The following is a 12,580-nucleotide window of genomic DNA, read 5'->3' as shown; positions in this document are numbered from 1 at the left end:
CTAGTGCTGTCGGCGGCGAGCCCTTCTCATTTCGCGGTCGACGGCCCAGGCGTCCGCGACACGGCCGAGGTGGCCGAGCTTGTCGGGGTTGCTCACGCCGCGGACGGTCTGGATCCGGCCGTCGAGCACATCGAGGACGAGGACGTTCAGGATCAGGCCGTCCCGGTCGCGGGCGATCACCCCGGGCTGGCCGTTGATCTCGTGGTGCTCGAAGCTCACATCGACCAGGACGAGCCACGGGAAGACCGAGCTGAGCAGCCTGGCCACCTTCTCCGCGCCCGACACCGCGTTGGCCAGCTGCGGGACCTTCCCACCGCCGTCCCCGACGAGCTGGACATCGGCCGCGAGCAGCTCTTGCAGCCCGCCCACATCGCCGTCCTTGAGCGCCTGGAGGAACCGCGTCGCCAGCTCCCGCCGCTCCTCGCGGTCCGCCGCGAACCTCGGCCGCCCCGCCTCCATGTGCCGCCGCGCCCGCACCAGCAGCTGCCGGCACGCCGCCTCCGACCGCCCGACCGCCTCGGCGACCTCGTCGAACCCGAACGCGAACACCTCCCGCAGCAGAAAGACCGCCCGCTCCAGCGGGCTGAGCCGCTCCAGCAGCAGCAGCGCCGCCATCGACACCGAGTCGGCCAGCTCCACCGACCGCGCCGGGTCCTCGTACGGATCGTTCAGCAGCGGCTCCGGGAACCACGGGCCGACGTACTCCTCCCGCCGCACCCGCGCGGAACGCAGCACATCGATCGAGATCCGCGTCACCGTCGCCGACAGAAACGCCTTCGCCGACGCGGGCCGGGTCGCCGAGCCGTCGAAACGCAGCCAGGACTCCTGCACCGCGTCCTCGGCCTCGCTCACACTGCCCAGAATCCGGTACGCGATCGAGAACAGCAGCGGCCGCAGCTCTTCAAAATCCTCGACCTTGCTCACACCGGCACCTCTCCTCACACCCTTTCCGGAGGCCCGGAGCCCGCCCACCGGGCCCCGAGCCCCTCCGACGATCCCGCTCAGTGGAACTGTCCGGCCTTGTAGTTCCCCGCCGGCTGCTGGGCGATGACGTTCATCCGGTTCACCGCGTTCATGAACGAAACCAGCATCGCCAGAGCGATGAGCTGCTCCTCGTCATAGTGCTTCGCGGCCCTCGCCCACACCTCCTCGCTCACCCCTCCCGCCGCGTCCGCGACCCTCGTCCCCTCCTCCGCCAGCTCCAGCGCCGCCCTCTCCGCCTCCGTGAACACCGTGGCCTCCCGCCACGCCGCCACCAGATTCAGCCGCACCGCCGTCTCCCCCGCGGCCGCCGCCTCCTTCGTATGCATGTCGATGCACACGGCACACCCATTGATCTGACTCACCCTCAACGACACCAACTCCTGTGTCACCGCCGACAGCTCCGACTCCCGAAACGCCTTTCCCGCCGCCTTGATATGCGTGATGACCTTGTCGGCGGTCGGGCTCGTGAAGTAGTTCAGCCGCGCCTGCATGGGGTGTCCCTCCGTGGTCGTCATTGCCTACACCCCTGAGACGAGACAGCCCTCGCCCCTGTGACACGGCCGGGTGTGACCTGCGTCCCTGCGGCAACCCCGGAAGCAGGGGGGCGGGGGCGCGCCGCGAGCCACAGTGACGGTACGAATGGGGTACGGGGGCGAGTGGCTGCCCGCGCGAACGGCACCACGGATCCACCTCAGCCACGGTACGAGGCTTGTGCCCGAACCTCGGGGAGTGAGCAAGAATCGCCCGGGCGCCGATTGAAGCCCCGGGCCGGGCGGCGTGGTCCCCGCGCGGGCGGGGGTGGCCCCATGATCGCGCCGGTGTTGTCCTGGATGACGGCGTGGTCCCCGCGCACGCGGGGGTGGTCCCGAGCCGACGCCCGGCTACCCGCGGTGGCCCCCCAGCTCCCCGCCCACGCGGGGCTCGCCCCGCAGCACCCCCACCGCCACCCGCACCAGCACCTCGTCCGTCTCCGCCGAAGGCGTCCCCGCGATGCCTGAGCGGAGGAGGGAGCTGCCTTCCATGAGGGCGATGAAGACCTCGGCGCGGGCGTGGCGTTGGGCCGGGGAGAGGTCGGGGGCGTGGGTGGTGATGTGGGCGGTGATGAGGGCAGCGTATTGGCGGTAGAAGGAGCGGAGGGTGGCGGCGGTGGCCTCGTCGTGGGCGGCGAGGGCCCAGAGTTCGACGAAGACGCGGACGAGTTGTTCGTCGGTCTGCTGGGAGAGGAGGAGTTGGACGGTGTCGTCGAGGCGGGCGGAGGGGATCTCGGTGACGCGGTCGAGGGAGCGCTGGAGGATACGGGCGAGGACTTCGGCGACGAGGCTGTCGCGGGTGGGGAAGTAGTACTGGAGGTGGCCGAGCCGGACGCCGGCCGTGTCGGCGACGGCGCGGAGGGAGAGGGCGGTGTGGCCGCCGGTGGCGAGGGTGGTCTCGGCGGCGTCGAGAAGGGCGGCCCGGCGCGCGGCGCCTTTCGCGGTGGTCATGCGGCGACCCCGCCGCCGACCCCGCCGGAACCGGAACCAGAACCGGAACCGGAGACAGACCCGGACCCGGCCCCGGAGACAGAGCCCGAGACCTCGACCACCACCCCCAACGCCCCCAGCGCCGCCCCCACCGCCCCCGGCAGCGGGTGCGACTCCGGGAAGACGACCCCGGCCCGCGCGGCCGGCGCGCCGTCGTCGCCGAGTACGCGCCGGAGCCCGAGGAGCCCGCCGACGGCGGTCATGTGCGCCTGGCCGAGCGGGTCGGTGACGGTGGCGGTCAGGGCGCCGCGCGGGCCGCGCACCTCGATGCGGAGGGCGGCGGTCCCGCCCTCGCCGGGCGAGTGGAGGAGGCGGCGGCGGACGGGCCGCCAGCGGTCGCCCCGGGCGTGCCGGAAGAAGCCGGCGCGGCCGAGGGCGATCAGGGCGGAGGTGGAGGAGGCGCTGCTGAAGCCGATGCGGGTGGTGACGGTACGGGCCCCGAGGGTCAGCGGGAGGGTGAACTGCTCGGGGGTGTCGATACGCGCGACCTTGGTGCGGTCGCGGCCGACGGCGACCGTACGCGTCCCGGTGAGCGGGCTCACCACCTTGCCCCGGCCCTCTTCCAGCACCTCGAAGTCGACCCCGAGCCGGTCCATGAACTCGACGGAGTCCGCCCCGGACCGGTCGGCCAGGTCGTAGCGGATCGCGGTGTCGACGCTGTCCGCGCCGCCGAGCCGTTCGGCGAGGGCGGCGGCCGCCAGCGGGACCACCCCGCCCATCCACCCGGAGGAGAGCAGGACGGGCGCGGTCGGCGGGCGCAGGGAGGCGAGGGCGACCGCGCGCTGCATCCGGGCCGTCCAGCGGGTGACGTCGACATACGGGATCCCGGCGTCGAGGGCCGCCCGCAGCACCCGGTCCTCCGGGTCGTTGACGAGGCTCACCACGGCCCGTGCGGAGGCGGCGAACGGCTCCGGGTCCGCGAGGTCCCACCGCCGGGCCTCGACGGCGGCCCCGCCGGACAGCTCCTCGCACAGCCCGGCCGCCTTCCCCGGCGACCGCCCGGCCAGCAGCAGCGGCCACCGCCCGCCCGCCGCCCGCGCCAGTTCGGCGCCCACCGTCCCGTACCCGCCGACGAGCAGAACCGGCCCCTCGGGGTCGTGCACCAGCTGATCACTGTTCATGGATCCCACTATAGGTCAGGCGACCTAGAAACGGCCCCGACGCCCGCCGCAGACGCCCCGGGCCCGCACCGACCACCCCTCCCCCGCATCACGTGATATCACCACAGTGATCACGTCAATTTCATTTGAATCAAAGTCAACACGCTGTTAACTTCACTGCATCATTCCCCGCCGTACGGCACCGGACCGACCACCGTCCCGGCAATCCCCGACACCATCGGGGCCCACCGCAGCCAGCACCAGACGGAGAATTCGATCGCCATCGCGCGAAAAAGCATAAAAAGTGTCAACGCAAAAAGAGTCATGCTCACCAGGACTTCAGCAACGGGGGATCTCCTGTGACATCCACAATTCCACGCGCCAAGAGGCGTGCCGCCATGAGCGCCCTGACGTGCGGCTCGCTCGCCGTCGTCATCGCCGCCACCGGCACCGCGCCGGCCCACGCCACCTACTACTCGGGCGGAATGCCGAAGGCGAAGTTCAGCGTCGAGCCCGTCGGCGTGAACAAAGAGTGGGTCAAATTCCTGGACACCGGGCGCAGCAATTGGAACAAGAGCAAGTCCGGCGCTTCCATAGGACGCAAGAAGAAAATCAAGCAGGATTTCACCGCCGATCGCTACAACGCGAGCTGGCTCGGTATGTACGCTCCCGGCGGCTCCCGCAAGAAGCGCACCTTCGACATCTACATCAATGCGAAGAGCCTGTACGACATCACGGGCGGCGGGGCGAAGTACGACCGCTGGGTGCGCAGCACGATCACCCATGAGCTGGGGCACGCGCTGAGCCTCAAGGACAACCCGGGCACCAAGAAGTCGTCGCTCATGAAGCACAGCCGCGACCGCTCCAAGGTCCAGAAGCCGACGGCGTACGACGTCTCCGAAGTGAAGAGGATTTACTGATGACCTCGCGACGGACCACACTCGCCCTGTCCGCCGTCCTCGTCGCGGCGCTCGGCGCGGCCGGCTGCTCCGGAGATTCCGGCAAGGACGGCGACAAGGACCGGAGCCGGTCCGGGGCCGAGAAGGCGGGCGGCTCCAAGGTCGTCTCGTACCACGCGGACTACCCGGAGTACGGCTCGCTCGACGCGATCGCCGGGGAGGCCGATCTGGTCGTCACCGGACAGGTCGTCGCCAGCCGCTCGGAGCTGCTCAAGCCGGCCGCTCCGGCCGGAAAGGACCCGGCGGCCAACCCTCGGGCGGGCGCGCCGGCGGCGGCTCCCGGGGAGACCGACCCGCTGGTCGTCACCGTCTCCACGGTGAAGGTGGCCAAGTCCATCGCGGGCGGGGTCAAGGCGGGCGACACCATCGAGGTGAGCCAGCTGGGCGGCACCTACAAGGGTGTGACGTACAAGGAGGAGAGCACGAAGCATCTCGCCAAGGGCGGCGGGCAGTACGCGCTGATGCTCGCCTCGCACGGCAAGGGCGCGCCGTACGACCTGCTCAACCCGGGTCAGGCGATGTACACCGTCGGCAAGGGCAGCGCGGTCCAGCCGGTGACCGGGGAGGGCTTCGCCGACGTCGGCACGGTCGACAAGCTGGCCAAGACGGTCACGCGGGCCAAGCAGAAGTAGCCGTCGCGCCTCGGGCGGGGGCGGGCGTACCCGGTGCGGGTACGCCCGCCCCCGCTCCGTTGCGCCCGTCCCGGTACGCCGCCCCCGTACGCCCGCTCCGGTACGCCGTCCCCGTACGCCCGCCCTCGTACGCCCGCCCCGCCCGCGCGTCAGCCCTTCAGGCCGAGCGCCTTGAGCACGCCGTCGCTCAGCCGCACCGGGTTGTCCCCGGCGGCCTCGGCCCGGCCGCTCCCGACCGCGTACACCCCCTGGGTGCTGCTGACCAGGGTGTACCGGCCGTCGTCCTGACGGTCGAGCAGCAGGACGTACTCCTTGCCCGCCTTCAGATCGGTGGTCTCGGGACCCGTGCCCGGGGTGGTGTGCGCGATCGTGAGGGCATTCCCGTCGACCTTCCCCTTGCCCGTCGCGAGCACCCATGAGGCCGTGAGGCTGATGGGCGGCCCTTGCGCGTCGGTCGCGTCCCCCTTGCCCGCGCGGGCCCGGACGATCACATCGGCCGCGTCCTCCAGTTGGGCGGTGGAGTCGTAGAAGGGCTCGTCGGCGAGTCCCGCCGGGGGCTCCTTCACCTCGCCGCCCGGGTCCGCGACCGTCACCCGCGGCTTCTCGGCGGCGCCGTCGTCGAGCGCGACCACCGTGACGGCGGCGACCGCCGCGGCCGCCCCGAGCGCCAGGCCCGTGACCAGCATCCCCCGCCGCCTCGGCGGTACGCGCCGGACCGCCGGCGGGTCGGGGACGGCGGAGGCGGCGGCCGCCTCCGGGCCGACCACGGACGCGAGTCCTTCGCGCAGGCTCTCGGGGCTCTCCCGGAAGACCGGCTCCGGGGCCGGGTTCGCCTGCTGGATCAGGGGCTTCACACGCTTCATGCCGACTCCAGGATGGTGGTGGTGGTGGTCGAGTCCGTGTAGAGATCGCGAAACGCCTTCCGGGCGCGGTGCAGCCGAACCCAGACCGTGGACGCGCGGCACCCCAGCACCTCGCCGACCTCGGTGGCGCTCAGCCCGTCCCAGTAGGTCATCATCAGCACCTCGCGATGCCGCTCCGGCAGGCGTTCGAGGGTGTCGACGACGGCCGGCTCCTGTGCGGAGGCCGACGCGCGGCCCAGCTCGATGCCGATCCGCCGGTGCAGTTCGCCGAGGCGGGCCGAGGCCCGGTGATGGTTCGCGAGGAGATTGCGCGCGGTGACGAACAGCTGGGCCGGGGTGGCCTCCTCGCCGTCGGCCGTACGCTCCCAGAGGATCCGGAACGCGTCCGCGCTCAGCTCCTCCGCGGTGGCCCGGTCGCCCACCCTCCGGTACACGAAGGCGACCACGCGGGAGTGCTCACGGACGTACAGGTCCGTGAACCTCTCGGCGCGGTCGGGGCGGTTCATTCTCTGGAAGGTCTCCACGGCCGGTATATGTCCTGGGCCGGTCGAATCCTTACACGCCCCCGAAACTTTCTTCGCCGGAGGCGTTTCGAGCGGTACGGGGCCCCCTGACCAGGCCGTCCCGCTCCGTGCCGGGAGCCCCGACGCGAACGCGAACGGTGGCCCCCGCCCGAAGGCGGAGGCCACCGTCACACACCGGCCGTGCTGTCGCGCGGTTTAGAAGACGCTCAGGCCGTAGAGGCCGAGCGGACGGGTCACGGGCTCGTAGAAGGTGATGCCGCCCGAGGTGCAGTTGCCGCTGCCGCCGGAGAGGAGGCCGTGCGCGGTGTTGCCGCTGAACAGCGGGCCGCCGCTGTCGCCCGGCTGGCCGCAGACGTTGGTCTGGATGGTGCCGTAGACCAGCTGGCCGCCGCCGTAGTTCACGGTCGCGTTGAGCGCGGTCACCGAGCCGTTGCGCCAGCCGGTGGTGGAGCCGCTGCGCTCGACGCGCTGCCCGACGCTCGGGTTGGCGGCGTTGACGATGTCACGGTACGTGCCGTTGTGCAGGTAGACCCGGCCGTCCGCGTTCGCGTTGTTCGCGTGGCGGATGATGCCGTAGTCGTACGTCGGGAACTGGCCCGCGTACACATTGCCGAGCGTGCCGCCGGAGAAGGTCCAGCTCGGACGACCGTTGGTGCAGTGGCCCGCGGTGAGGGCGTAGTACGTGTTGCCGCTGCGGACGTTGAAGCCCAGCGAACAACGGGCGCCCGCGCCGTAGATGGCCTCGCCGCCCGCGATCATGCGGGTGAACTTGCCCGGGGTGTGCTTGATCTGGAGCGCGCCGGCCTGGTCGCCCGCGGTCTTCTTGATCTTGGCTATCTCCGACTTCGAGACCGTGCTGTCGACCGTGACGACGACCTTGCCGGACGCCTTGTCCGTGTACCAGGAGGTACCGGCGATGTCCGCGCCGAGCACGGCGTCACTCGCCTTCGCGAGCTGAGTGGCGCTGGGCGTGGCGGTCGCGTGCGAATCGGCCACCGCGGCGGGGACGGCGAGCGCGGAGACGGTGACCAGGCTGGCTGCGACGGCGAGCAGTCGTGCACGCCTGGCGAACTTCGTGGTCTTCACAAAACCTCCAGAATCTGGGGCCCGTTCGGTGTTCGGACCCACAGCGAATCAGGCGACGGCCCGGTGGTCATGGGCCTGTCAAGCGGCGTGATACGGATCCTGGGCCCCGCGAGCCGTCGCGACAAGCTCGCCTTTTGGCCGCACTACGCGCGTCCCGATGGCGAAGCGGGCGGGGTGGCGAAATAGGGACCCCGCCCGGCCCGGGTGCGCGCGCTAGCACGAGCAACCGGAACAAGGACGACACCCGGTCATCGAATGGACTTTTGCCGGATTCCGGCGAATGTCCGCGCCCCGGCCATCGCCGGGTGATACGTGAAGATGTCGTGCAGTCCCCACAAGGGCGCACTCCGGTGGGACCGGCTGTTCACGGCCCACTTGACAGCGCGGGCGCAGTCGACTCGTGCCAACCGGCCGGCCGCGCGCCCACCCGCCGAGCGCACGTTCCACGCCATTCCGGAACGTGTCATGGGCATGTCGCACGCAGGGTGGCGAACGGTTCCTGAGCGTCGGCTGTGCGGTGCCGGGGAGATTGGGCCGCCCGGGGCCGCTCCTGGCCGGATGCCGGTACGGAAAGCGCTCACCCGAAACAGCCGACCCTCGGCCTATGAACCGATTGTCCCTCTTCGATCACCGGGGGCGCGTGTCTGGTTTATGCACAGCGCACATGCTCAGTCGCACAACCGGAACCGATTATCTGACCGCGTATCAGTTATCGGCCAACGAAACGGGCCACCTCGCCGCGGTACGACGGGGTGGCCCGAGGGTGAAGCGGTACGGCCGCTAGAGATCGCCGAACTTGAGAGAGGTGACGAAGCCCGCCCACGCGGAGCCCTCGAAGACGAAGGCGGGGCCGTCAGGGGACTTGGAGTCGCGGACGGCTATCGCGTTGGGGAACTTGGCCGCCTCGACGCACTCGCCGCCTTGGTCGTTGCTGTAGCTGGACGTGAACCAACGGGCCCCGTCGAGCTGTGCCACCTCGACGCACTCACCTCCCTGGTTGTTGCTGTAGCTGGAGGTGAACCAACGGGCCTCGGCCAGTAGTTCATTGATCATCTGCTCAATGCTCCTTTATTGCTTCTCGGATCATGCTCAGGGATTCCTGTGGCCCCAGAGCATCGGCTTGCAGGTCCGTGAACGCTCGCTCGTACTGGTCCACATCCGGTGCACTACGGATCACCTGGGCATCTCCCAGATTCTCCAAGTAGACGATGGGTTTCAGGGCGTCTCCCTCCCGGAAGCTCAGGATGGTGAAGGCCCCGTTCATGCCCGTGTGCGCGCCGCTCTTGAAGGGGATCACCTGAACCCGGACCGCCGGGAGTGACGACGCGACCTCGGCAATGTGCTCCAGCTGCGCCCTCGCCACCGACGGTCCGCCCACCTCGCGGTAGAGCACCGCCTCGTTGACAACTGCGGTGAATCGGAGGGGAAGCTCGTTCCGGCGTAGCACCTCCTGCCGAGCCATGCGCACGGCCACGTGCTTGTCGATCTCAGCGGCATCGCGATTCTCGTGCGCGACCTGATAGATCGCTCTGACGTACTCCTCGGTCTGAAGCAGACCGGGTACATACTCCGCCTCGTACTTGTGCATTGAGGCAGCGGTCTCTTCCAGCCCCAGGTACGCCTTGAACGTCGGACTTATGGCCGGCCGATACTCCGCCGTCTGCCACCAGTCCCGCTTCGTCTTCGTCACCACCGCGTACGCCGTCAGCAGCGATCTCTTCTCGGCGTCCGCTCCGTACATGTCACAGAGCGCGATGACATCCGACGGCTCGACCGTCGCGTTCTCCCCGGTCTCCAGCCTCGTCAGCTTGGAAGGGCTCCAGATCAGCCTTCTCACGACCTGGTTGGCCTTCAGGCCGGCGGCCTGGCGCAACTGCCTTAACTCCGTACCCAAGTGCAGACGGCACAGAGCGGGCGTGGCCGACTCGATGTCCGTGATCATCTGCTGTCCTTCCTGCGCGCGTTACCCAGTGTGTCGGCGATGGTTCCACCCGTGCAAGAAACGTTCTGCGCCACAGCAGGAGATTCTGCTGTGCGGCGAACGACCCGCGAAATAGAAGTAGTTCTCATAGAACTTTGATTTCAGAAGCCCCCTGAGACGGCTCCTACAGTAGCCGTTCCGGTGCCATCCTGGACGCAGATTCTCACGTATCGCAGCGAATCCAGCGCTGTGCGTGAGCGCGGCGATCCCCCCACGGCTTCTCCCCCGCCGTGGAGTCCAACGAGGCACCCAGCAAAAGGATTCGCGATGCCCGCATCCTCCAACGCACGTATCCGACGGACGAGTTCGGCCACCGGAGGGGCATGGCCGGGCGACGGCTCCGATTCGGCGCGTATTCAACGAATCGAGGTCTCATTCCCGCCACAGGCCGAGTGCGTCGCCCGGGTCAGACATCTGGCCGCCGGAATTCTGTATCGCAACGGGCTGACGGATCCCGATCTCCTGGACACCGTGCAGCTGCTCGTGAGCGAGATCGTCACCAATGCCATTACGCACGGGGGCGGCGGCGAGGTGAGCTTCGCGCTGGAATGCGATCCGCCGAGGGAGATCCGTATCGAGGTCGACGACCACGGGCGCGGCACGCCGACGGTGCGCCACCCCGGGCCGGAGGCGGAAAGCGGGCGCGGGATGGCGCTGGTCGAGCTGCTCGCACGATCGTGGGGAAGAAAGGGCTCTTGTACGTGGTGCACCGTGCCGACACAAGAAGTAGCGGTCTGAACGCCAGCGGAATATCGAATCGTCGGACGATCCGGTCGGACGAAGCAGGAAAGCGGGGCACTCATGCCTGTCGCGGACAGCGACATCGTGAAGGCACTCACGGGTTATATGCATCAGCATCCCGCGGAGACAGGGGCGCTCATGCCGCTGTACGACGCGATCCGCGATCACTCGGCGCAGGGCGGGTGCCGCCATGAGAACCGGTGCCCGCTGGTGAAGGCGGCGGCGCTGGTGGTGGACGAGCAGGAGCGGGTGCTCGCCTTCAGCCATCGGACGTGGTGGGCGCTGGCGGAGGGGCCGCCGCACCCCCATGACGAGTCGCTGGGGGCGGCGGCGCTGCGGGTGCTCAGCGAGTTCGCCGGCATCGAGGGAGTGTGGGCGGTGCCGGGCGCGGAGGACCCGATCGCGGTGGACGTGATCTGGGCGGCGCCGGAGGAGGGGCATCGGCTGAGAGTGGGGTTCCGGTATCTGTTCCGGGCGCACTCGCGGGCGCTGCCGTCGTGGCTGGCGGCGAGCGGGCGGGCCAGATGGGTGCCGATGACGGAGATCGCGCCCCGGCTGGCGGAGCGGCTGCTCTCGCGGATGGCGGTTCCGCTGTGAGTCCGCGGGCCGAGCAGATCGCGTACATCCTCTCGGTGCTCGCGCTGACGGGCGCGCTGGCGTGGGCGGTATTGGGGGGCGCGCGCTGAGCGGCGCACGCCGGGCAGGACGAGCCACGCCACGCCGTGAAGTAGCCATTCGGTCACCCAACGTGGAGTGATCCGTTTGTGCGCGACGGTCTCGGGCAGCGCTTGGCGGGGATCTTGGGTCTCCGGCGCGGGTCCCCGACAGGGCCCGCGCCCACCGACGCTGAGGAGTCGACGCAGATGACCGAGCAGTCCAGTGTGCGCGGGGAGCCCACTCACGAGGAGCGGGTCGCCTTCCAGCTGTCCGTCTACGCCAATCTGGTCACCGGCGTGAAGGACGACGATCTGGAGGGTCTGCTGCGGCAGCGCATCCAGCACTACCTGGACCTCAACAAGGAGGTCATCGGCGGCTGGGAGATCGTCTGGGGGCCGGGCGTCAAGCAGTTCCGGACCGATCTCTACGCCGTCAACGCGCTGTACCTGGCGCGGAGCGTGGACGATCCGACGCGCTATGTCGTCGCGATCGCCGGGACGAACGGGAGCGAGCCGTTCGAGTGGCTCTTCGAGAATCTGCTGGTGCGGACGGTCGCCTGGCATCCCGCGAAGCCGTTCACCCGGGTCAATCTGGGGACGGCGATCGGGCTGAACGTGCTGAAGGAGATCACGCCCTCCGGCGACCGGCCCGGCGCGGGTACGACGCTGCGGCAGTTCCTCAAGCGGCTGCCCGACAAGAACATCTCGCTGACCGTCACCGGCCACAGTCTGGGCGGGGTGCTCGCACCGGCGCTGGCCGTGTGGCTGCGGGACACGCAGAAGGTGCTCGGCGGGCTCTCCCCCGCCGGGTGGGACTTCCAGGAGCGGGCGAAGATCTCGACCCTGTCGACCGCGGGCCCGACCCCGGGCAACGTCCGCTTCGCGGCCTACGCCGCCGAGCGGCTGGAGTCGGTGCGGCGGTACGCCAACGGGCTGGACCTGGCCCCGTCGCTGTGGACCCACGACACCATCGAGGGGGCCGAGAAGTTCTACGACGCGGACGGGGTGGCCGGGCCCGGGGAGTGGCTCTTCGACCTGGCCAAGGCGTGGGGCACGGGCGACTTCCGGGGGCATGTGGACCCGGGCCCGGCCGCGTTCGAGGGGCCCTTCGAACCGGAGCTGTTCGACCCGTCGGCGTCGGCCTGCGCCAACTTCGCCGCGCAGGCGCTGCACCAGCACGAGACCGCGTACCAGCCGTACTTCCATCTGGAGGGGGTGGAGTGGCCGAGCATCCGGCCCGAGGGCGCGCCGGCCACCGTCTGGACGCCGGGGCTGCGGCGGCTCTTCGAGGAGGCGGGGCACACCCTCCCGGACGGGCTGGCCGGGGCTCCGGAGCGGTCGGGGCCGACGACGGCCCCGGTCAGCGGGCAGCCGGTGGCGCTGCCCGGCGGGGCCGACAGCGCGGAGGCGGAGGAGCTGGCGTCCTGGGTGGAGGCGGAACTCGACTACGCGACGGACGCCGACTGAGCGACCGGGCGACCGGGCCGTCGGGCGACCGGTCGCCCGGGGCGCCGCTGACGCGCCCGTCCCGGGG

At 70.2% G+C, this 12,580-nt stretch carries 14 protein-coding genes; 5 read left to right on the top strand and 9 right to left on the bottom strand.

The features are described 5' to 3' along the window. The 4 genes from ACF089_RS13880 to ACF089_RS13865 all read right to left on the bottom strand — a co-directional run bounded on the left by ACF089_RS13880 (position 1) and on the right by ACF089_RS13865 (position 3,625). Positions 1–924, bottom strand: coding sequence for an RNA polymerase sigma-70 factor (locus tag ACF089_RS13880; protein WP_392025817.1), 924 nt, complete (start codon positions 922–924; stop codon positions 1–3). 77 nt (positions 925–1,001) lie between these two features. After that, a complete protein-coding gene (locus ACF089_RS13875; RefSeq protein WP_392026432.1) occupies positions 1,002–1,475 on the bottom strand; it encodes a carboxymuconolactone decarboxylase family protein in 474 nt (157 codons plus the stop codon). 390 nt (positions 1,476–1,865) lie between these two features. Continuing rightward, positions 1,866–2,465: a TetR/AcrR family transcriptional regulator gene (locus ACF089_RS13870; RefSeq protein WP_392025815.1), complete on the bottom strand. Its 600-nt coding sequence runs from the start codon at positions 2,463–2,465 to the stop codon at positions 1,866–1,868. Then, positions 2,462–3,625: a saccharopine dehydrogenase gene (locus ACF089_RS13865; protein ID WP_392025813.1), complete on the bottom strand. Its 1,164-nt coding sequence runs from the start codon at positions 3,623–3,625 to the stop codon at positions 2,462–2,464. The genes ACF089_RS13870 and ACF089_RS13865 overlap by 4 nt, the downstream gene beginning before the upstream one ends. Before the next feature lie 377 nt (positions 3,626–4,002). Between ACF089_RS13865 and ACF089_RS13860 the strand changes: the two genes are divergently transcribed. After that, entirely contained in the window at positions 4,003–4,524 is a 522-nt protein-coding gene (locus ACF089_RS13860; RefSeq protein ID WP_392025811.1) for a hypothetical protein, read from the top strand. After that, a complete protein-coding gene (locus ACF089_RS13855) occupies positions 4,524–5,195 on the top strand; it encodes a hypothetical protein (protein ID WP_392025809.1) in 672 nt (223 codons plus the stop codon). The genes ACF089_RS13860 and ACF089_RS13855 overlap by 1 nt, the downstream gene beginning before the upstream one ends. 149 nt (positions 5,196–5,344) lie before the next feature. On the opposite strand, the gene ACF089_RS13850 is transcribed toward ACF089_RS13855, so the two are convergent. From ACF089_RS13850 to ACF089_RS13830, 5 genes are all read right to left on the bottom strand, one after another. After that, positions 5,345–6,058, bottom strand: a complete 714-nt coding sequence (locus ACF089_RS13850; protein WP_392025808.1) for a hypothetical protein — start codon at positions 6,056–6,058, stop codon at positions 5,345–5,347. Further along, on the bottom strand, positions 6,055–6,564 hold the full coding sequence (locus tag ACF089_RS13845; RefSeq protein WP_392025806.1) for an RNA polymerase sigma factor: 510 nt from the start codon (positions 6,562–6,564) through the stop codon (positions 6,055–6,057). Before ACF089_RS13845 ends, ACF089_RS13850 begins: the two co-directional genes overlap by 4 nt. Positions 6,565–6,777: 213 nt before the next feature. Then, positions 6,778–7,668, bottom strand: coding sequence for a S1 family peptidase (locus ACF089_RS13840; protein WP_392025804.1), 891 nt, complete (start codon positions 7,666–7,668; stop codon positions 6,778–6,780). A gap of 780 nt (positions 7,669–8,448) precedes the next feature. Next, positions 8,449–8,721 (bottom strand): DUF397 domain-containing protein, encoded by a 273-nt coding sequence (locus ACF089_RS13835; protein ID WP_392025802.1) that lies wholly within the window; start codon positions 8,719–8,721, stop codon positions 8,449–8,451. Positions 8,722–8,725: 4 nt separating this feature from the next. Then, on the bottom strand, positions 8,726–9,610 hold the full coding sequence (locus ACF089_RS13830; RefSeq protein ID WP_392025800.1) for a helix-turn-helix domain-containing protein: 885 nt from the start codon (positions 9,608–9,610) through the stop codon (positions 8,726–8,728). 306 nt (positions 9,611–9,916) lie between these two features. Between ACF089_RS13830 and ACF089_RS13825 the strand changes: the two genes are divergently transcribed. From ACF089_RS13825 to ACF089_RS13815, 3 genes are all read left to right on the top strand, one after another. Then, positions 9,917–10,387 (top strand): ATP-binding protein, encoded by a 471-nt coding sequence (locus ACF089_RS13825; protein WP_392025798.1) that lies wholly within the window; start codon positions 9,917–9,919, stop codon positions 10,385–10,387. 63 nt (positions 10,388–10,450) lie between these two features. Further along, positions 10,451–10,987: an NUDIX hydrolase gene (locus tag ACF089_RS13820; RefSeq protein ID WP_392025796.1), complete on the top strand. Its 537-nt coding sequence runs from the start codon at positions 10,451–10,453 to the stop codon at positions 10,985–10,987. Positions 10,988–11,253: 266 nt separating this feature from the next. After that, complete coding sequence (locus tag ACF089_RS13815) at positions 11,254–12,513, top strand: hypothetical protein (RefSeq protein WP_392025794.1); 1,260 nt, start codon at positions 11,254–11,256, stop codon at positions 12,511–12,513. The last annotated feature ends 67 nt before the right edge of the window (positions 12,514–12,580 follow it).

It is taken from the genome of Streptomyces sp. NPDC014894 (assembly GCF_043080985.1).
In the GTDB taxonomy this organism is placed as follows: Bacteria; Actinomycetota; Actinomycetes; order Streptomycetales; family Streptomycetaceae; genus Streptomyces.
This window is presented reverse-complemented; position numbering and strand designations above follow the sequence as displayed.

What these genes read in the sequence shown, in the direction of transcription:
- ACF089_RS13825 (WP_392025798.1), top strand. Translation starts at nt 9,917, where the DNA reads ATGCCCGCATCCTCCAACGCACGTATCCGACGGACGAGTTCGGCCACC.
- ACF089_RS13815 (WP_392025794.1), top strand. Translation starts at nt 11,254, where the DNA reads ATGACCGAGCAGTCCAGTGTGCGCGGGGAGCCCACTCACGAGGAGCGG.
- ACF089_RS13860 (WP_392025811.1), top strand. Translation starts at nt 4,003, where the DNA reads ATGAGCGCCCTGACGTGCGGCTCGCTCGCCGTCGTCATCGCCGCCACC.
- ACF089_RS13855 (WP_392025809.1), top strand. Translation starts at nt 4,524, where the DNA reads ATGACCTCGCGACGGACCACACTCGCCCTGTCCGCCGTCCTCGTCGCG.
- ACF089_RS13870 (WP_392025815.1), bottom strand. Translation starts at nt 2,465, where the DNA reads ATGACCACCGCGAAAGGCGCCGCGCGCCGGGCCGCCCTTCTCGACGCC.
- ACF089_RS13835 (WP_392025802.1), bottom strand. Translation starts at nt 8,721, where the DNA reads ATGATCAATGAACTACTGGCCGAGGCCCGTTGGTTCACCTCCAGCTAC.
- ACF089_RS13865 (WP_392025813.1), bottom strand. Translation starts at nt 3,625, where the DNA reads ATGAACAGTGATCAGCTGGTGCACGACCCCGAGGGGCCGGTTCTGCTC.
- ACF089_RS13850 (WP_392025808.1), bottom strand. Translation starts at nt 6,058, where the DNA reads ATGAAGCGTGTGAAGCCCCTGATCCAGCAGGCGAACCCGGCCCCGGAG.
- ACF089_RS13875 (WP_392026432.1), bottom strand. Translation starts at nt 1,475, where the DNA reads ATGCAGGCGCGGCTGAACTACTTCACGAGCCCGACCGCCGACAAGGTC.
- ACF089_RS13820 (WP_392025796.1), top strand. Translation starts at nt 10,451, where the DNA reads ATGCCTGTCGCGGACAGCGACATCGTGAAGGCACTCACGGGTTATATG.
- ACF089_RS13845 (WP_392025806.1), bottom strand. Translation starts at nt 6,564, where the DNA reads ATGAACCGCCCCGACCGCGCCGAGAGGTTCACGGACCTGTACGTCCGT.
- ACF089_RS13830 (WP_392025800.1), bottom strand. Translation starts at nt 9,610, where the DNA reads ATGATCACGGACATCGAGTCGGCCACGCCCGCTCTGTGCCGTCTGCAC.